This window comes from Treponema denticola (assembly GCF_024400535.1).
GTDB lineage: Bacteria > Spirochaetota > Spirochaetia > Treponematales > Treponemataceae > Treponema_B > Treponema_B denticola_C.
The window spans coordinates 2,320,525-2,340,628 of sequence record NZ_CP038800.1; the positions used below are offsets into that span (position 1 = coordinate 2,320,525).

Consider the following 20,104-nt stretch of genomic DNA (forward strand, 5'->3'; position numbering starts at 1 on the left):
CCGTACACAGAGCGTACAGAAATTTTTTACCCGTTGATCTCATTTTGTCTTTGAAGCTTTATTTTTTTATTGTTCTAAGCTCAAACCATGTTGTCGGATGGATGACACCCCAAGAAGGATAGTTATCCCAGCCCTCATACTTATCCGTTCTATATGGGAAAAAACATTTTTCCCAACAAAGCGCCTGAGCAAAAGCAACATCATTTGCCATAGCTTGAAGTTTTCTTACATTTTTGATGTAGGTCTCATCATCGGAAGCCCGCTGCATGGCAAAAAAGGTGTCTTTAAATTCATCATTATGAAAGGTTCCCCAAATCCATGTATTTTCACCTTCAAATCTGGGATCGGCTAAAAAATACCTAAAAGCACTTGTATATTGAGCCATTCCCGAAGTGGTATAGCCGATTGAAATATCATAATTTCCATCAATTATATTTTGCTCCCAAACTTCGTCGTTCCTTAAGCTTTCTTCATCGACATAAGTCTTAACGCCTATGTTTTTTAACGAGGCCATAATTACATCGGACATGCGGTTAAACAGTTCCTTATTTCTAGTTGAAAATTGCTGTGTTACCATAACTTTTAATTCGGAACCGTCCGGGTATTCTCTAAATCCGTCCCCGTTAATATCTTTATAGCCTGCTTCATCCAAAAGACGTGCAGCTTCTTTTATGTCGGTTTTAAGGATGGGTAAAGACGGGTCAAAACCTTTACATGAAGGAGGTATAATGCCTGCACCCGGAGCCGTACCGTACGATCCATTAATAACGGCGGCAAGTTTACCGTAATCGAATGCAAGCCTGCAAGCCTTTCGGAAAGCAATATCTGTACACGGCTTTCTTTCCATTCCATATGTAACCTGATAGTTTCCGGCATAATCGCTTTCACCGAAATCTATTCCGTCGGTTCCTTTAAAAGAATCGATTACGGTAACATCAACGGAATTTGCATAATTGAACATAGCATCTATTTCTCCGTTTGCCATTGCGAACATAAGCGTATCTTCACCCGAATAAGTCTGTACGGTAATTTTGTCAACGGTAAGCTCTCCCAAAAAGGCATTTTGAGGAACAGCTTCATAAACGGACGTTTGAGAATCTTTATCGAGAGAAACAAGACGATAAGGGCCGCAGCCTAATGCGGCATCCTTTCCATTATATTGGCGATAATCTTCAACACCTTCCCAGACATGTTTAGGAAAAACCAAAGCGCTTAAAACCGCATTATTAATCCAATAATAAGCATCAGGCTCCGAAAAGGTAAGAGTACATTCGTTTTCTCCGGTAATTTCCCATTTTTCTAAGTTTTTTAAAGAACCAGTTTTTCTTACGTTTTTCATAAAATCAAATGTAAAAAGAATATCGTCTTTTGTAACCGGCTTTCCGTCATGCCAAACAGCCGTAGAAGGAAAAGTAAAAACCAATTGTTTTGCATCTTTGGAAATGCTAAAGGATTTAAAAAAATACGGGTGTATTTTTCCGTTCTTATCGGTGTATACAAAATGTGCTTGCGTTAAAGCGTTGTACTGTAAGGCGTCTGGTCTCTGCCTTTGCGAGCTGAAATCGTTTTGCTGAGCTAAATTAGTACCGATAACAAGATTTTCAACGTGCCCGCCTTTTTGAGCTTGCTGAGGCAAATCGGTTTTAGAACAAGCAGCGGACAGAACAAGAGCTGCAAATGCAGCCGACAAGATTTTAAAAAATGAGTTTTTCATAACCCCTCCAAAATATTACCGATATCCGCTTTAATGCAACAAATCCTCTCACAGGAAAAACCTGCAAGAGGATTTGTAAATACAAGGAAGCACCATACAATGCCGATAAGTATCTGCAATCCTCCCCGTCTCTCGCAAGGAGCAAAAGCTAAAATCATTAGGGCAAGTCTTCCGGCTTAAAAGTCATCATTCTTTTCGCCTTCCCAAAAAACTCAGTGGCATATTGAAAAGAACTCTTTAATTACGGCAGCGGGACTGCATAGGATTTTCACCTATTTCCTTTTTAATCGGCAATTACGCCGAACCTTAATGCGATTTCGGTTGTTTAATTTTAAGGAAAATATTTTCCAATTGAGAATGAGTATATCTTTTTTTTATATTTAATACAAGTACACATATCAAAATTAATATATTTATTACAAAGGAATAGATACCGGCTCTTTACTAAAAATAACAGGAAAATAAAATATTATATACCTTTTTTTGTAAACAAGAATATAAGGCAGCCCCTGTTATACATTACCTCACTTAAACTATAATCTCAGTCTTCCAATCTTTGATAGTCCGATTAGCTTCGTCAAAACTTGAACCGATTGCTATAATTTTTTTACCGCGGCCTGAATACTTGTCGGCATAGTTTTTTTCTTTGATTTGTTTTACGGCATTTTCCGCCGTTTCATTTGAGGTAAGCTTAAATTCAAAGATATAAACCTTATCTTTAAATTCGACAACGCAATCAGCCCTGCCTGTTGAACAATGAACTTCCGTATGCACAAACTGATTCATCAATGCAAATACAAGATAAACGGCAGTCTGATAATTTTGTTCACGCAAGGCTAAATCTTTTTCAGTTAAGTTATCGTAGGGTATTCCTGAAATTATTCCCTTCATCTTTTGCATAAAGCCGTCTACATCTCCGGCTTCTATCTGCTCGTAGAATTCCCAAATCGAAACTCCCGTTTTATCGGTTCTTATCGAGGTATAGGCAGGCAACAAGTTATCCAAAAAACCGTAACGCACTTCATCATTCGGAAAGCCCAAGCGGTACAGTCTTGAAAAATCGTTATAGTCCTTAATTGTCAAATATCCCGATTGGAAAAGAATGGGTAAGGGATTTATTGCATCTGCTCGGTAGGCTTCCAATCCGGATTCGTTCATCTTTACGTTTCCGTCAAGGTCGGGGATATTGTAATAAGCTTTCTTTAAGTATTCTACTAAAAATGTCGGCGTACCTGTTGCAAACCAATAGTCACGCATCCTTCCATCGGCAAAAACATTTAACAAGCTAAATGGATTGTACATATTTTTTCCGTCTTCGGAAAATTTATAGCCGTCATATCTTTGCTTTAACTTTGCAAGAGCTTCCTCATAAGTCAAGCTATTATTTTCTGCGAGGGCTGCAATCTCAGGTTTAAAATCGGCTTCAAGCTCTTCTTGAGAAATGCCGCAGACAGCAGAGTAATCCGACAATAGGCTTAAATCCCGTAAGTTGTTTAAATCGCTGAATATGCTGACCTTACTGAATTTTGTAACTCCGGTTAAAAATGCGAAGCGGAGGTATTGGTCTGCACTTTTTATAACGCCGAAAAAACCTTTAAGGATTGTGCGGTAGGTTTCGTTTAAGGCTTCATCCTTCCACATCGTTTGAAGAAGAGGCTTATCATATTCATCGATAAGAATAACAGCCTGCCTGCCGGTTTTTTCATAGGAGGCCTTTATTAAATTTTGAAAACGGTCGGGCAGGTCAAGGCCTGTACTTCCATATATTTTTTCATATTCGCACAAAAAAGAAATCAGTCTATTTAAAAGACCTTCCTTAGTATCATAAATACCCGTATTAAAATCCAAATAGAGTACAGGATACTCCTGCCAGATTTCACGTTTTTCTTTTTCGGCTTCTTCAAATTTCTCAATCGCTAAACCCTTGAAGAGCTCTTTTTGACCGAGGAAGTAGGCTTTTAGAGTGGAAAGCAAAAGGCTTTTCCCAAAGCGGCGCGGACGGCTTAAAAAGTGGACTCGGCTTTCGTTTACTAATCTCCAAATAAGCTCCGTTTTATCTACATAGACAAAACTTTCTTTTCGTAGAACCTCAAAACTTTGAACGCCTATGGGCATTTTTCTAATCATACTCATAAGAACAAGTATAACAGAAAAAAAAGAAATTGGCAACATAAATTATTGAGATAAAACATTAAAACCCTTGACCGATTTTTAATCATATGTTAGAATTGTCTTACATATTTAGATATTAACTTTAGAGAGGAAATTATGGAAAAAAGCGATACAAAATTAAACCTTTTTAACAATATCTTCTATTATTTAGGAGTTTGGTTAAAAACCTTTCCGGCAGGTATTTTCTTTATGCTTATTTCGGTGCCTATCCGCATTTTTATGATTTATCAAACCATTCTTATCCCGAAAACCATTATATTGGGTATTGAAACCGGAGCAGAGGCTAAGGCGATTTTACTTTCCATATTGACGGCAGGGCTTTTGATAACAGCCTGTAAAATTATCATACAGATACTTGAAACAAAACTGATGGCTCTCGGCTCCCGCCCTCTATTCCATATTTATTCGGTACCTGTAAATAAAAAAATGTTTGAGCTTAACTATCAAACCCTTATTTCTCCCGAAGTGCAAACAAAAATAACCAAGGTAAAAAACATAGTCATGACGGGAAGCTCGGGCGGTCCCTTTCATTTTTTCGGACTTAATTTATCCTTTCTTTTAACCGCAATTGCAGGAGCTTTTTTCTTCAGTTCAGGTATTATAAGCATCGACTTAATTCTTCTATTTATTGTCTTGGCTTCAGGAACCGTAAATTTACTGTACGGAATCTATACGGGAAAATACACACAAAAAAACATGGAAGACCGCGGTGATGACGAAAAAAAAGAGAGCTACATTCTTACAACGTCGGAAGACAGACGCTTTGCAAAAGACATCCGCCTTTATAAAATGAAAGATTGGCTGATCAAAAACTTTGAACACTATCACGGGCGAGTAAAAAAATTTTTGAGGGCAGAATCAAATGTACAGGCAGGAGGAAAAATTCTAAATGCCTTAATGATTTTTATAAGAGATGTTTTTGCCTATATTTACTTAATTTATCAATTAAACGCCGGAACCATTGCCGTTTCTCAATTTGTTTTTCTTATCGGCTTGGTCATGGAATTCTCAAAATGGATGGACGCTATTGTTCTTCAAATAAGTAACCTCATTATATTTAACAGCGAATTAAGTCAAATAAGAATTTTCTTGAACACTCCCGATGAAAAAACAGGCGGAGAGCTTACCGTAAATGATACGAACGAAAAACCTTCAATCGAATTTAAAAATCTTTCTTTTAGATATTCGGAAAACGCAGCATGGATTTTTAAAGACTTTAATTTAAAAATTGACGCAGGAGAAAAGTTAGCTCTTGTCGGTATCAACGGAGCGGGAAAAACAACGCTTATGCACCTTTTAATGGGGCTTTTAGAACCCACCGAAGGCTCCGTATTAATTGACGGAAAAAACAGCACGGACTTTAAAAAGACGGAATACTATAATTTGTTTTCTCCGGTATTTCAAGATATAAATATTTTTCCGGAAACTTTTGCAGCCAATATTGCCGGAACGGAAAATATAAATGAAGAAAAATTAAAAGATGCAATTAATTCGAGCGGTTTAAATGAAATGGTTTCAAGTCTCCCGAATGGCAGCCAAACTATTTTAGTAAAAGAAAGCAATGATGAAGCAATCGATTTATCCGGCGGACAAAATCAAAGGATGCTGCTCGCCAGAGCTCTTTATAAAAATGCAAAAATAAATATTCTGGATGAACCGACAGCAGCCCTTGACCCGATTGCGGAAAGTAAAATATATGAAGAGTATGATGCAATGAGTAAAGAAAAAACTTCTATTTTTATTTCGCACAGACTCGCATCTACAAAATTTTGTGACAGGATTATTTTACTGGAACACGGAAAAATAATAGAAGAAGGCACTCATAATGAACTTATGAATCAAAATAAAACATACAGAAACATGTATGATGTTCAAAGTAAGGATTATAGGCAAGTCTAAAAACTTTGTTAGATTTTTAGACTTGCCTGACGAGTTTTTAATAGTCTTTAACTTATTAAAAACATCGTAAATATATTTAAGGAAGCCCTCTAAAAACTGAAGTTTTTAGAGACCATAACAAGGAGATGAAAATGAAGAGGCTTAAAAGATTTTTTAGAATGTTTTTTTATGTTGAAAAAATAGAAAGGGGGCTAATGTGGAACAGCATCTTTTTTAATATAATAGAGGCCATACGGCCTTTTTGCCTCCTTTATTTATCCAAGATAATCATTGAAACGGTAACATCACAAAGATTACCTAGTGAAGTTTTAAGATCGACTCTTATTCTTTTAGCGGCATTTATGGTTTTATCGATAATTTCAGGAATATTGGAAAAACGCTTTATGTACCATTATAAGTGTTTTTCTAAAAAACATACTATGGAAAAAGCTCTTAAAGTTTTAAGATTAAATTTTGAACTTACCGAGCAAAACGAATTTCAAAACGATTTAAATTCAATCAAGCAATTTGAACGCTTTATAGTTTTTTCTCATGGTGATTTTATAAAAAACACAGGTACCTGTATAGCCGGATTTATAGGAGCAGGCATCGCCCTATATTTTTTTATAGGCCTTTTTAATCCCCAAGGCTTTATGGGCCTTTCAGGAGCATTTATAAATTCAGCCTTTTTAATTCTTTTGATAGCCTTTAATATAATTTCTTTTTATTTATCAAAATATATTTATAAAAAATTCGGAGAACATATTTCGGGAGAAGTCAAAAAAAGTGCCCGTTATATAAAATCTTATATGAATTTAATTTATGATTATAGGACGGGAAAGGATATTAGATTATATGATAAGGCCTTAGCCGAAAAGTATACAGGCACCTATCTTGCAATGCAAAAAAGCACTCATGATTTTATGGCGAAGTTTTTTTCCCGTACTGTCGGAGCAGCCAAACTCCTCGAAGGCTCTCTTTTAGTTTTAGTTTTCTTATTTGTAGGTTTAAAAGCCGTTTACGGTTCCATCGCCTTGAGCGAAGTGTTTTTTTTCATAGGAGCTATAAATGTTTTTTCTACTCAAATAAATTTAACATTGGACGGATTAACAATCCTAGTTCCTTCGGATAAGTCCCGAGAAAAATTATTAAACTTCCTCGATATAGACGAAAAAAAATACTCAGGAAAACTTTCCATAAAAAAAGACGAACCCATTGTGTTTGAATTAAAAAATATAAGTTTTAAATATCCCGACCGGGATAAATATGCCCTTAAAAATATAAACCTAAAAATAGATTCAAGTCAAAAACTTGCAATGGTCGGTAAAAACGGATCGGGAAAAACCACTCTTATCAAATTGCTTGTAAGGCTCTACGAACCGACTGAAGGAGAAATACTTTTAAACGGAGTAAACATAAAAGAATATGATTATGATGAGTACATAGATACATTCTCGGTTGTCTTTCAAGACTTTAAATTATTATCGCTTAAATTAGGCGAAAATGTTTCCGCATCAAGTTCGTATGATGAAAAAAAAGTTGCCGATGCTCTTTCAAAAACTGGAATGGAAGCTTTTTATAAAAAACATGGAGGCGAAGCCTATCTATATCAAAACTTTGACATAGGCGGAATTGAAGCCTCCGGCGGAGAAGCTCAAAAAATTGCAATGGCACGCGCAATTTATCACGGAGGCAAAATCTTTATTTTGGATGAACCTACGGCAGCCCTCGACCCTATTTCGGAAGCAGAGATTTATTCTCATTTTGATAATATAACTTCAAAAAATACTGCAATCTATATTTCGCACCGGCTTTCATCTTGTAAATTCTGCGATAAAATTGCCGTCATGGATGAAGGCAGTCTTGTTCAATACGGAAATCATAACGAGCTCGTTTCCGATATAAACGGCAAGTACTATGAACTTTGGAATGCACAAGCAAAATACTATCAAGAGGACGAAACTCAGGACAAAAGTTTTTAAATTTCCAATTGACTATTTACATATCCTCATGAATTTTACTAAAGCTTTGGCATTTTCTTAATTGATAAAATTTTCATTTGTCAGATGTATTTTTAAAAAATATTCTATCTCAATTCTTACACGGGATAAAAAATGTTTATCCAAGAGGGTTTCGGATAAGGAATTATAATCCGGGAAATGAAGATATAGATAAGGCATAGACAAAAGAAGAGTTTTAATTTCTGCATCAGAAGAATTTATTTTTCCGGTAAAAATATCTTTAAGCCTAAGAAGTTTTTCTTTTTCGGAAATTAAAAAATCTTTTATCGTTTTTTCTTTATCTGCATAATCATAGCTTATAAAATTTTTTTTATCATTATTTTTATTTATAGAACAAGATGCTTCATAGCTCAAATCAACAACCCCTCCGCACGAATAAAAATCGTCTATGATTTTTTTTGCCGTATTAAAGCTTATTTTTTTTGAATTTAGCTCCAAACCTGATTGCCCTATATCAAAAAAGTTTTCTTTAGAAGCAAAAAGGTTTTTATAAAGCTCTCCGTAATTTTTTAAATTAGGAGAAGTAAAAACAAGACTGCCGTTTTTACCTTTTTCAAAACTAAGCTTATTCGGAAACAAAGATTCTCCCGTGTAAAGACTTTTTATTTTGGAAATATCCGAAAATATATTTTTAACTTGATAGCTTAATTTTGAATGACTGAATCCCTGTCCCCACGAAAAATCCAAGCCTGTATGAAAAATAGGAAGGCCGTCAAAAGCCAATCTTTCAGCAAGGGCTAAGGCAGCAAGCCCCACCGAGCCCATGGCTTCAAGTTTTAAAGGTAAAATATTTTTTTCTTTTAAGACTGAAAAAAAAGAACTTGCCAAGGAATCTTGAGCGGAATAATCGGTAAAGAAAAAAGCCTTATTTCCATTTAGCTTTACAAGCAAAGAAGGGTTCGATGTCAAATCCGCGATAATGGGAATATCTAAATCCGTAATACCGATAAAGGCTTTTTGAATCCAATATTGCGACTCAAGCAAAACAACAGCGTCAGGTCTTATTTCGGGATAAAGCCCTGCAAAAACAGCATCGACTGCAAGAACAAAAAGCCTATTCCTATTTTCTTTTATAAATTCAATGGAAGAATCAAGAGACGGGCCTGCTCCTATTACAACAATAGGTCTATTAACCGATTTTTCAATTAAAGAACCGAAATAAGAATTCATATTTAAAGCCGAACTTTTATCAGGGCTCTTTACAATAGAGCGTAAAATCGAATAATAGTTTTTAAAAAAATTACGGGCATAATTTCTGCCGAATTGAATTAGCGTTAATCGGTTAATCCATATTTGCGAAATATATTGAGAGATAAAATCAAAGGCTTGAGAATAAAAGGATTGATTTAAAGCCGCTCCTCCCGAAAAATCTATTCTTATAACGCGTCTAATTTTTTTTCCTTTAATAAAATTATCAAGCCGGCTTAATAAGATATTTACCGAATCCGTCCCCGTATATAGAAATTTAGAATCTTCTAAAATATTTTTATCGATTTTATTTTTTGAAAGCTTCAACAGTTTTTCATCAGCTTCCAAAGCGAGGGCAAAAGAATCCGTCGGGAGCTTTTCTAAAAGCTCTTTTAATCCGTATCCTAAAACCGGAGATACACAAAGAACCAATGTTTCATTTTGAATTACAATAGAAGAAATTAATTGTAGGATATTTTTTTGTGGTGAGCGTTTTGAATATAAGTGCTTGCCCTTGTATAAAACCGAAAAACCTGAGTCAATCGGAATGAGCTCAGGTTTTTCATTATTTGCAGTCATTATTATTTAAATAGATTCCCAAAATTATCTTGGAATTTGGAATTTGTAAAAATATAGTCCATAAATGTTTTATGAGCAATCGGAAGAGGATAATTCATTCCTTGCATACTCATAATAGCCGCTATGTGATAATAGGGAAACCAAGCACCTGCTTGATTTTGATAATCCTTTTTAGTGCGGTCAAGAGTGTACTCATCAACTTCTTTTTCTTCTTCAAGAGTTAATACTGCAACTTCGGAACCGGCAAGGATGGGCTCGGAAATTTCTCCGCTCTTTAATGCAAAAGCTTTTTTAAAGAAAGATTCATTCTTTGAAACAGCATTAAAAAAGCCTTGGGCCGGAAGAGTGGGCAAGGAGCTTGCATTTCCATAATTGATACCGAAAAGATTCGATGTTTCAACGGATAAAGAAGATCCCTCAAAATCTGCAGCAGCCTTTTCAAAACCGGATACTTTTGCAGACTCTACAAATTTACCTGCCATATTAACAATATAGTTTTCAAGGAGGCCCTTTTCATTTCTGTTCATATAATTTCGAATATTTGAAATAAGGGCTTCGCTTTCAAAATCCGGAAGAGCAGGTTCAGCATTACATCGAACAATCGCAAACATTCCGTTATCCAAAGAAACGACAGAACTTAACTCAGATGGTTTTAGGGCTAAAACCGTTTTAAGATGTTCATTATCCGGAAAATATCTATTTATATCTGTCCTGTAATTTGCGGTAATTTTTCCGTTATCATCCGTCAAAGTCTTTGTGGCGTTTAAGATAACAGCGTCTTCAAAACTTACCTCACCGTTTTTAATGGAAACAAGCATCTTCTTAGCTTCTTCTTCAGTAAGATAACTTAATAATGAGAAATCATACATTGTAAAAAGGTTACTGTGCTCTTTCCCATATTTTACGATTTCGGAAACAGGATATAGGCTCAAATTAAAAACAACATATTTAAAGCTTCTTTCTTTCTTTGCCATATCGACGATAAAATCCGTTTCCTTGGAGGAGGTTTTAAGGCCGTATCCGCTTCCGTTTCCAAATAAATCTTCTATATAACGGTTGTCCTTAATATATTTTTCGATTTCCTTTCTATATGTTACCCTCGTGGCTTCGGGAGTGTTCTGATATTTACTTTCGGAATAAACGCCGTTTTCATCCAAATAATAGTTTATTAAATCCTTATTAACTCGGAACTGAGGAACGCGGTATCCTGCATTTACAACCTCATCTTCCATAGCTACCTGCACAACAGCAGCCCTAAAAGCCAAGTATGAAATCTGCTGCCAGAAAAATTCTCTCATTTGGGCATCTTCCGGCTCGATTTTTTGCCGCTCAACATAATTAGCCAAAAATTGATATTGACCAATAAAAGGAGATGAAGAACTATTATCTATACGAACATTTCCCCATTTACCGACAACTTTAAAACCTTGAGATGATCTTTCCGTAACCATAGGAGCTACAACGAAGGCAATTACCCCCAAAACGAAAACAATAATGCCTCCTATGGAAGCAGCAATCTTTTTTGAACTAGCCATATAAACCTCTAAAAATGTAAATTTAGACTTAAAGCAGAATATTACCACTTATACAGCCCATTTGTCAATACATCGGCATTTGGGCAAAAAAAAACGGAACCGATATAAACCGGCTCCGTTTTGAGCTATTCAGGATTCGAACCTGAGACCCACGCCTTAAAAGGGCGTTGCTCTACCTCCTGAGCTAATAGCCCATTTTGCTATTGCAACGGGGGATATACTACCATAGGTTAAAATAAATGTCAATACTAAATAGCTAAAAAAGCATATTTTTTTATATTTTTTATGCTAAACAGACTTTTTATAATTAAAATCAAAAATAGATTCACCTCTCTCCCATCCGCTTGCCAAAACTAAAAGAAAAGATTAAAATAGAAGAATGAATAATAGCAATAAAACAATCCCTGTTCTTTTAAAAGAATTAAAAGATTTTGAGTCTAAACTCGCTGAAACCTATAAGCAGCTTGGAAGTAAACTTCTCAAAGATACTGCCGATCCGGTTTCGGTAAATAATGGAGTTTCACAAGAAAATTTTCTTAAATGGCAAAAACTATATGATGAAAGAAAGGTTTGTACTGAAAGTATCTTGGACATAAAAAATAACAATGCCCGTCTTTCCGAATTGGACAATTTTAAAAAACAAATAAAGGATAGGCTTTTAGATACCAAAAAAGAGGCCGAAAAACTAAAGGGAGATTTTTTGCTCAAACTTTACAAGGACTTTTTACCTCAGTGTACAGCTCTTTTTGACCCCTTATCCGCCGAAATACGCGCAGAAGAAGCAAAAATACACGAAATTCAAGAAAAAATAGAAGCCTTAAAAACCGAAAAAAAAGAAGCAAACTTTTTTGTCAAGCTCGGCATTTCCGGCAAGATTTCTTCTCAGGAATTAAAGATAAAAAATTCCGAAAAAAAGATTAAAAATATCTTAACAAAATCGGATATAGATATAAACACTTCTCAAGAAGTAAAAGTGCTTTATGATGAAGATAAACTTTCATCCGAACTTAAAAAAACTTACGAAGAAATGTTAAAATTAGGCACGGATTTGACTGACTCAGAAAACCGCCTTAAAATGATAGAAGAAGAAACAGGTTTTGTTACCAAAAAATTAGCCGATACCGGAGCAGACAAAAATTCAAAAAAACGCATCGATAATTTTACAAGCAGAATAAAAGAAATCGATGAAAACATAGATTCTATTTTGGAATCTACCGGCTTAAAGTATGCGGAAAATTTTTACTCACCGGAAGGAGATTCGGCTCTTGGAGAAAACCCCTCGGATGAAGAGCTGGGCAAATATGCCGGCTATCTAAAAAAAGCAGGAAACTATCTAAAAGAAATAACAAAAACTAAATATAATATTGAATTATGCGAGCTAATGCAAAAGATAAAGGCCGAAGAAAATAGGATTCAAAATTTCAACCGGACTATAAAAAATTCGGAAAATGCAATCAAGGAAGCTGAAAAGAAAATCAGCGATTCAGAAACAGGCATCAAAACAGCGCAAGCTAAAATTGCCGATTTGGAAGATTATGCCAAAAAAATTGAAGAAAAATTGATGGATAAAAGCTCTGAAAAGCTTCCGGAGGAAGAATAATGGCTGAAAAAAAAGCTGTTTATGATGAGTCCAAAATAAAAACCTTGAGCTCCCTTGAACATATCCGGTTAAGGACCGGTATGTACATAGGCCGTCTAGGCGACGGCTCAAATCCAGATGACGGAATCTATATCCTCGTAAAGGAAGTTATCGACAACTCGATAGACGAGTTTATAATGGGAAACGGTTCCCGCATAGATATTCAACAAGAAGAAAATAAGATAACGGTCCGCGACTTCGGACGGGGTATTCCTTTAGGAAAATTGGTAGAATGTGTTTCGGTTATAAACACCGGTGCAAAATATAACGATGATGTCTTTCAGTTTTCGGTCGGCTTAAACGGAGTCGGAACAAAGGCTGTAAATGCCCTTTCGGAACATTTTAGGGTTGTAGCCGTGCGGGACGGCAAATATGCTGAAGCTATCTTTGAAAGAGGAAAGCTCGTAAGCGAAAAAAGCGGAAACACAAAGCCCGGGATCAAAAACGGAACCCTTGTCGAATTCATTCCCGATACAAAAATTTTCGGGGACTATAAATTCAATTTGGACTTTATTGAAAAACGGATTTGGAACTATGCCTATTTAAACTCAGGCCTTACCTTGAGCTTTAACGGAAAACTTTTTAAATCCGAAAACGGCCTTTTGGACTTGCTTGAATCCAATGTAGGAACTTCAACAATTTATGAAGTCTGCCGATTCAAAGAAAAACAGCTTGAGTTTGCTTTTTCGCATACAAACAATTACGGCGAAACCTACTACTCCTTTGTAAACGGACAATACACTTCCGACGGCGGAACTCACCTTTCAGCCTTTAAGGAAGGCTTATTAAAAGGCATTAACGAGTATTTTAGAAAGAACTATAAGAGCGAAGATGTAAGAGAGGGAACCTGTGCTGCCGTTTCCGTAAAGATTCAAGCTCCCGTCTTCGAAAGCCAGACAAAGAATAAGCTCGGCAACACCGAGGTGCGCTCTTGGATAGTCAACGATACAAAGTCGGCAGTTGTAGAATGGCTGCAAAAAAATGCGGACTCTGCCGCAAAACTTGAAAGCAAGATAATTGCCAACGAAAAACTCCGAACCGAGCTTAACACGGTAAAAAAAGAAGCAAAGGCAGCAGCAAAAAAAATTGCCATAAAGATTCCTAAATTAAAGGACTGCAAATTCCATTTAGGAGACGGAAAATTCGGTGAAGACACCATGATCTTTATTACCGAAGGAGACTCGGCTACAGGGGCAATGGTTTCAAGCAGGGATGTTTTAACGCAGGCAATTTTTTCTCTACGAGGAAAACCTGAAAACATGTACGGCAAAAAACGGGCTCAGATATACAAAAACGCCGAGCTTTATAATATGATGATGGCCCTAGGCATCGAAAACGATATTGAGGGCTTGCGCTACTCTAAAATCGTAATCGCAACAGATGCGGATAACGACGGCTTTCATATCCGTAACCTGCTTTTAACCTTCTTTTTAAGCTATTTTGAAGAGCTGGTTACCTCAGGACGGGTTCATATCTTGGAAACGCCCCTATTCAGGGTACGCACCAAAAAAGAGACAAACTATTGCTATTCCGAAAAAGAAAGAGATGAGGCCGTAAGCCGCCTTGGGGCTTCTTCCGAAATTACCCGCTTTAAGGGCTTGGGAGAAATAAGCCCAAAGGAATTCGGGCAATTTATCGGGCAGGATATAAAACTCCTCCCCGTAACGGTTCAAACCCTAAAAAAAGTTCCTTCAATTTTGGAATTCTACATGGGCAAGAACACCCCCGAACGCCGCAAATTTATCATGAAAAATCTTTTGGCCGAGATAGACGCTTAATTACCTCTCCAGCAGGTATAAAAAGCGATTAAAAAAAAGCTTGACTCTTTATTGTGATTACAATATAATTACATAAAGGAGACAAGGAGGCCTTTTATGATTGTATCGCTTGTACCTGTAGGAAATTCACGCGGAATAAGATTACCGAAACTCGTGCTTGATAAGGTTTCAAGTGCAGATAAGTTTGAAGTGGAGGTTTCGGAAAAAGGAATTTTATTAAAACCTATAAAATACGAACCTCGAAAAGGATGGGAAGAAGCCTTTCGTAAGATGCACCAAAATAATGAAGACTTAGCGGAAGATATCCCTGAGCCAAAGGATTTTCAATGGGAATGGTAATTAAGCAATACGAGGTCTATCTTATAAACTTAGCTCCAACAATAGGCCATGAAATACAAAAAACAAGGCCTTGCTTGGTAATATCTCCCGATGTTATGAATAACAATATTTCCACCGTTATTATTGCCCCTATGACTACAAAGTCTCATGCTTACCCGACAAGAGTCAGTATAAAATTTGAAGGCAAAAAGGGGTGGATAGTATTGGATCAAATCAGAACCGTAGACAGGGTAAGATTGGTAAAACATTTGGGAAAGATAAAACCGGCAGAAGTCCTTGCCGTAAAAAAAATCATTAAAGAAATGCTTGTCGATTAAAATACGAATCAGGCTTACAATGTTTCTTTAAAAGAAGCCGTCTGATACAGGCTTTTAACAACCTCCCCGGCGATTAAAAGGCCGGCGATTGAGGGTACCCATGCAGCCGAGGCCGGAGGTTTTTGTTTTACGGTACATTCGGTTTTAGAATAAAGTACCTTCAAGTGCTTAACATTCCTTTTTTTAAGCTCGGTACGCATTACCTTACAAAGAGGGCAGACACTTGTTTTGTAAATATCTGCAAATTCAAAATCGGCATTTAGGCGGTTTCCGCAGCCCATCGCCGAGATAAGGGAGACATCATTTTTTTCGGCCTCGGCTGCAAGAAAAAGTTTTAGGGCTATTGTATCGACGGCATCAACTATAAAATCTACCCCTTTAAAAAAATCTTCGCCTAAAATTTTATAAAAATTACCGGGCAGGATAAAGGAATTTACAGCTTTTATTTTACATGCCGGATTTATATCGGCAATACGCTCCCTTGCAATTTCGGTCTTAGCTTTTCCGATGGTAGAATAAAGAGCATAAAGCTGGCGGTTGATATTGCTTTCTTCTATCGTATCGCCGTCAATCAAAATAAGCTGCCCTGTCCCGTTTTGGGCAACCCCGCTTCGAGCAAGAGCCTCGGCAGTATAGCTTCCCACACCTCCCAAACCGAAAACAGCAATCCGTGCGTCTTCAATTTTCTTTAAATTTTCAGAACCTAAAAGAGGCTCAAACCTCGATAAAAAACTCATCGTCCTAAAAATTATAAGCCTACCTAATCTTAAATAGAATTCCTAAAATCACAATCGTAATTAAAATTTGGACAATCACAAATCGGATTAAAACCTGAGTCGGCGACCACTGCAAATTCCTTTTCATGTGGTCATGAAGAGGAAACCTGATGTTTTTAAAAATACGGATTTTAAAAAAGCGGAGCATAACCACTTTTAAAATCCCCGTTCCTCCGTTTATGAGGATAACCCCGCTCGTCATCAAAAGTATAAAGGGGTTCCGTGAAATAATTACCAGCACACCGATAAAAAAGCCCAATGCTCTGGAACCTGCATCTCCCATAAGTACCTTACTCGGATAGGCATTATGCCAAAGATAGCCGGTAAGAACTCCGCAGAGGGTAAAAATCATAACAGCCCATTTTGCACCTGTGCTGATATTCGGAACCAAAAGATAGGCCGCAACCTTGACATGTCCCAAAACAAAGTAAAAGACTATACCGAGGGAAACAAGGGCTAATAGAATAAGGGTTCCCGAAAGGCCGTCAACTCCGTCAGTACAGTTTGTTGTATTAATCGAAATCCACAAAATCATTATTGAAACCGCAAAGAAAACAATAGGGTGTACTTCAACAAGGTTTGATGTAAAGGGAAGCCAAAAGGAAACCTTTCCTTCAAAATAGATATAAAAAATAACAAGGGCCGTTACTGCCGATAAAATAAAATCTAAGCTGCCCTTTAAATATTCTCCCCACGACTTTTCGGACCTGTCATCTAAAAATCCCGTCAGCATAACGGCAAAGGTTATAACCAAAACAAGGCCTTGTGTAAGTGTCGGTATAATCAATAAAAAAACGCAGAGCACGAAGATGGAAATAAATACCGCGCCGCCCCCCGTAGGTTTTCCTACGGCAGCTTCGGGATTTACGGTAAACTCCCGACCTCTGTCTTTCGGCAATTTGGAATAAAATTTAGGCAAGAGTAAAACCGTCATTAAAAAACCCAAAAACAGGCCTAAAGAAATTAAAACGGCGTAGGATTGTAAAAGTCTCATCGGCCCGAAATAAGGACCAAGCAGTTCTGCAATATGGTATAACATTTTTGTATTATACCAAATTTTTATAGATTGTGTCTATTGTATTGTTTATATCCTAAAATTTATGTATAATAGGCCAATGTTAAATTATATAAAGAAGATAATCGCAGGCATTGCCATAGGTATAGCAAATGTCATCCCCGGAGTTTCAGGCGGAACTATAGCCGTCGTTTTTGGGGTTTATTCCGACCTTATAGGCGCTGCAAGCCTTGACATCAAAACTATCAAAGCCAATTTTAAAATTTATCTTTGCCTTTTCGGAGGTATCGGCTTAGGAGTTCTACTCTTTGCACGCCTTTTTAAAATTGTTTATGAAAGATTTCCCATACAGACCAATTTCTTTTTTATAGGCCTTATAGTCGGAAGTATCTTTATAATCTTTGAGTTTGTACGCGAAAAAGAGCAAAAATCATCTTTTAAAACAGCCTCCAAAATTCTTTGGTTCTTTATAGGTTTAAGCATAATGCTTGCCCTGTACTTTTTTAAGGGTGCGGCGGCCTCATCAACTGCGGCCGTAGAAACATTGAGCCTCGGAAGCTTTATCTTTTTATTTCTTGCAGGTTTTGTAGGAGCTGCGGCAATGGTAATCCCGGGTATCTCAGGCTCCTTCCTCCTTTTGATAATTGGAGCTTATTATACGGTAATCAAAGCCATTACAGAGCTTAACATTCCGGTACTGATTCCTGTAGGCTTAGGTATTCTAGCCGGCATTATTCTTTCTGCCCGTTTAATCGGTTTTTTAATGGAGAAATTTCCCAAGATAACCTACGCCTTTATTTTAGGGCTGGTTGCAGGTTCAATCCGTCACATGCTACCCGACGGCTGACTGCTGCCTTCAATGAGGCTGGCTGCAGTCCTCTGTATGCTTGCAGGCTGGAGCCTGATAACGCTGTTTGAAAAGATAAAAAAAGATTAAATTGAAGTAAGGAAATTAACATGTTACATAAAAGAATTTATCAAGTTGACGAAAAAGTTCCGGCGGGGCTTTTCTTGCCTTTAAGTATTCAACATACATTTGCAATGTTCGGTGCCTCGGTTTTGGTTCCGATTATATTCGGAATTGATGCAGGCATCGTTCTATTTATGAACGGTGTGGGAACCCTTTTATTTATAGCCATAACAAAGGGAAAAGCACCCGCCTACTTAGGTTCAAGCTTTGCCTTTTTAGGACCTGCCGGCCTGATTATTTCTTCCATGGGATTTCAGTATGCCCAAGGGGCCTTTATAGTAACAGGACTTTTAGGATGCCTCATAGCCTTTATAATTTATAAGTTCGGAACCTCATGGATCAATGTCATTCTTCCGCCTGCAGCCATGGGTGCCGTCGTTTCCCTGATCGGTTTTGAGCTTACGGGACTCACTGTTCGAGGCGGAACTATCGGGGCAAACATCATGACGGAATCGGCCTCACGGGGCGACATAATAGTTTTTTTTATTACGATAGGAGCGGCCGTTTTGGGTTCGGTTCTTTTTAAGGGCTTTTTATCTACCATTTCTATTTTAATTGCAAGCATTGCAGGCTACATAGCCGCAATCTTTTTCGGTATGGTAGATTTTTCGATAATAAGAGAAGCAGGACTTTTTACCCTTCCCCATTTTCAGCTTCCCAAATTCGACCTCATGGCAATTATCACAATGCTTCCCGTTCTTTTAGTTATTACAAGCGAACACATAAGCCATCAGGTAGTAACTTCCAACATCATCGGAAAAGACCTGTTAAAAAATCCCGGCCTTCACAGGAGTATCTTTGCCGATAATTTTTCGACAGCTCTTTCAGGCCTTGTCGGAGGAGTGCCCACTACAACCTACGGCGAAAACATAGGCGTTATGGCTGTTACCGGTATTTACAGCGTTTATGTAATTGCAGGAGCCGCAATCATTTCAATCTGTATGGCCTTTATAAGCCCGCTAGCTGCCCTAATCCGTACCGTACCCGGAAACGTCATAGGCGGTATAACATTCTTGCTCTATGGAATGATAGGAGCTTCGGGAATACGCCTTTTAGTAGATTCAAAGGTCGATTATTCAAAATCAAAAAACTTAATCCTAACCTCGATAGTATTTACCACAGGATTGAGCGGCCTCAGCATAAAATTCGGAGAAATCGAATTTAAGGGAATGGTTTTAGCCTCTCTCGTTGCCGTAGCTTTAAGCCTTATCTTTTTTATTTTTGGAAAACTTGGAGTGCTGGAAGAATAGGGAGCTTGTATTAATATGAAAGTATCAAAATGGGACGCAGCAGATTATCTTAAAACAAGAAAAGATATTGCAATATACTTAGATGAAATACTAAAAATTGCAAGGGAAGATAATATGCCGGAACTGTTTATAGAAGCCCTTGGAGATGTAACCAGAGCTCAAGGAATGACGGATCTAGCAAAAACAATAGATGTCAGTAAAGAAAGTCTTTATAAATCGCTATCAAAAAAAGGGAATCCCTCTTTTTCAACAATCTTTAAGGTTCTTGAATTTCTTAATTTAGAAATGAGCATCGCTGCTCCAAAAACTTTAAAACAAGCAAGCATATAAAATTGACAGCATTCTCAAAAAAATATTGGATAAGTATTTGACAATGGTAATTAGAATATATACCGATTGCGACATTAAAAACTATTGAAAAACAATCGGGGATAAGATTTAAATAAGAGGTAAATGTGAAGAAACAAGAACGTTTTTTTTATCCTGCAATATTCACCTATAACGGTAAAAAAGAAATTGCAGTTGTTTTCCCCGATTTGGGTTGTGCTACCTCGGGAGAAGATGAGGCTGATGCTCTATTATCTGCACGAGAACTTCTTGGTTGTGTTCTGTGCGGGCTCGAAGATGATGGAGAACCTATTCCTAAGGCTTCTCACTTAAGTAATATAAAAACAGGTAAAAATGAAAAATCCGTTTTAATTGACGTATATCTTCCTACTTACCGCATGATGCAAAAAACACGTTCAGTTAACCGAACCGTAACCTTACCTGCATGGCTAAATGCTCTTGCCTCGGAGCATAATATAAATTGTTCACAGCTTTTACAAGAGAGTCTAAAAAAACAATTTCAAACCGTTTTACAAACAAGATAAATTTTCGGCAAAATAGTTAAATTCCTACCGATTGACAAAAGCCCCCTTAATGCTTATCTTT

Annotated in this window: 16 protein-coding genes, 1 tRNA gene and 1 riboswitch; of the genes, 10 read left to right on the plus strand and 7 right to left on the minus strand. The window is 37.1% G+C overall.

Translation table 11 applies throughout. The features are described from left to right. Positions 1-58: 58 nt before the first annotated feature. Together E4N78_RS10885 and E4N78_RS10890 are read right to left on the minus strand one after the other, a co-directional pair. Positions 59-1,714: an ABC transporter substrate-binding protein gene (locus tag E4N78_RS10885; protein ID WP_255810570.1), complete on the minus strand. Its 1,656-nt coding sequence runs from the start codon at positions 1,712-1,714 to the stop codon at positions 59-61. Positions 1,715-1,858: 144 nt separating this feature from the next. Continuing rightward, positions 1,859-2,038, minus strand: a riboswitch (cobalamin riboswitch). Positions 2,039-2,242: 204 nt separating this feature from the next. Next, positions 2,243-3,847, minus strand: coding sequence for an ATP-binding protein (locus E4N78_RS10890; protein ID WP_255810571.1), 1,605 nt, complete (start codon positions 3,845-3,847; stop codon positions 2,243-2,245). Positions 3,848-3,982: 135 nt separating this feature from the next. Here E4N78_RS10890 and E4N78_RS10895 point away from each other — a divergent pair, with 135 nt between their 5' ends. Next, a complete protein-coding gene (locus E4N78_RS10895; protein ID WP_255810572.1) occupies positions 3,983-5,785 on the plus strand; it encodes an ABC transporter ATP-binding protein in 1,803 nt (600 codons plus the stop codon). A gap of 131 nt (positions 5,786-5,916) precedes the next feature. Next, on the plus strand, positions 5,917-7,746 hold the full coding sequence (locus E4N78_RS10900) for an ABC transporter ATP-binding protein (RefSeq protein WP_255810573.1): 1,830 nt from the start codon (positions 5,917-5,919) through the stop codon (positions 7,744-7,746). A 57-nt stretch (positions 7,747-7,803) separates the two neighbouring features. On the opposite strand, the gene E4N78_RS10905 is transcribed toward E4N78_RS10900, so the two are convergent. From E4N78_RS10905 to E4N78_RS10915, 3 genes are all read right to left on the minus strand, one after another. Beyond that, the gene (locus tag E4N78_RS10905; protein WP_255810574.1) at positions 7,804-9,552 is read right to left on the minus strand and encodes a 6-hydroxymethylpterin diphosphokinase MptE-like protein; all 1,749 of its coding nucleotides are present in this window, start codon (positions 9,550-9,552) and stop codon (positions 7,804-7,806) included. A gap of 2 nt (positions 9,553-9,554) precedes the next feature. Then, a complete protein-coding gene (locus E4N78_RS10910) occupies positions 9,555-11,087 on the minus strand; it encodes a peptidyl-prolyl cis-trans isomerase (protein WP_255810575.1) in 1,533 nt (510 codons plus the stop codon). A 121-nt stretch (positions 11,088-11,208) separates the two neighbouring features. Beyond that, positions 11,209-11,281: transfer RNA gene (locus E4N78_RS10915), tRNA-Lys, on the minus strand. A gap of 185 nt (positions 11,282-11,466) precedes the next feature. On the opposite strand from E4N78_RS10915, the gene E4N78_RS10920 reads away from it, so the two are divergent. The 4 genes from E4N78_RS10920 (at position 11,467) to E4N78_RS10935 (ending at position 15,160) form a co-directional block, all read left to right on the plus strand. Then, positions 11,467-12,687, plus strand: coding sequence for a hypothetical protein (locus E4N78_RS10920; RefSeq protein ID WP_255810576.1), 1,221 nt, complete (start codon positions 11,467-11,469; stop codon positions 12,685-12,687). Next, the gene (locus E4N78_RS10925; protein WP_255810577.1) at positions 12,687-14,504 is read left to right on the plus strand and encodes a DNA topoisomerase IV subunit B; all 1,818 of its coding nucleotides are present in this window, start codon (positions 12,687-12,689) and stop codon (positions 14,502-14,504) included. The genes E4N78_RS10920 and E4N78_RS10925 overlap by 1 nt, the downstream gene beginning before the upstream one ends. 96 nt (positions 14,505-14,600) lie before the next feature. Then, positions 14,601-14,843 (plus strand): AbrB/MazE/SpoVT family DNA-binding domain-containing protein, encoded by a 243-nt coding sequence (locus tag E4N78_RS10930; RefSeq protein ID WP_255810578.1) that lies wholly within the window; start codon positions 14,601-14,603, stop codon positions 14,841-14,843. Beyond that, positions 14,831-15,160: a type II toxin-antitoxin system PemK/MazF family toxin gene (locus tag E4N78_RS10935; protein WP_255810579.1), complete on the plus strand. Its 330-nt coding sequence runs from the start codon at positions 14,831-14,833 to the stop codon at positions 15,158-15,160. The genes E4N78_RS10930 and E4N78_RS10935 overlap by 13 nt, the downstream gene beginning before the upstream one ends. Before the next feature lie 14 nt (positions 15,161-15,174). Here E4N78_RS10935 and E4N78_RS10940 read toward each other — a convergent pair whose 3' ends face one another. Next, positions 15,175-15,897: a tRNA threonylcarbamoyladenosine dehydratase gene (locus E4N78_RS10940; RefSeq protein ID WP_255810580.1), complete on the minus strand. Its 723-nt coding sequence runs from the start codon at positions 15,895-15,897 to the stop codon at positions 15,175-15,177. Between the two features lie 19 nt (positions 15,898-15,916). Beyond that, on the minus strand, positions 15,917-16,975 hold the full coding sequence (locus E4N78_RS10945; RefSeq protein WP_255810581.1) for a phospho-N-acetylmuramoyl-pentapeptide-transferase: 1,059 nt from the start codon (positions 16,973-16,975) through the stop codon (positions 15,917-15,919). 61 nt (positions 16,976-17,036) lie between these two features. Between E4N78_RS10945 and E4N78_RS10950 the strand changes: the two genes are divergently transcribed. The 4 genes from E4N78_RS10950 (at position 17,037) to E4N78_RS10965 (ending at position 20,043) form a co-directional block, all read left to right on the plus strand. Next, positions 17,037-17,798: a DUF368 domain-containing protein gene (locus tag E4N78_RS10950; protein WP_370644933.1), complete on the plus strand. Its 762-nt coding sequence runs from the start codon at positions 17,037-17,039 to the stop codon at positions 17,796-17,798. 110 nt (positions 17,799-17,908) lie between these two features. Next, positions 17,909-19,171: a uracil permease gene (gene uraA / locus E4N78_RS10955; RefSeq protein WP_255810584.1), complete on the plus strand. Its 1,263-nt coding sequence runs from the start codon at positions 17,909-17,911 to the stop codon at positions 19,169-19,171. A gap of 15 nt (positions 19,172-19,186) precedes the next feature. Beyond that, complete coding sequence (locus E4N78_RS10960; RefSeq protein WP_255810585.1) at positions 19,187-19,501, plus strand: addiction module antidote protein; 315 nt, start codon at positions 19,187-19,189, stop codon at positions 19,499-19,501. 125 nt (positions 19,502-19,626) lie between these two features. After that, on the plus strand, positions 19,627-20,043 hold the full coding sequence (locus tag E4N78_RS10965; protein ID WP_253718086.1) for a type II toxin-antitoxin system HicB family antitoxin: 417 nt from the start codon (positions 19,627-19,629) through the stop codon (positions 20,041-20,043). Positions 20,044-20,104: the final 61 nt, after the last annotated feature.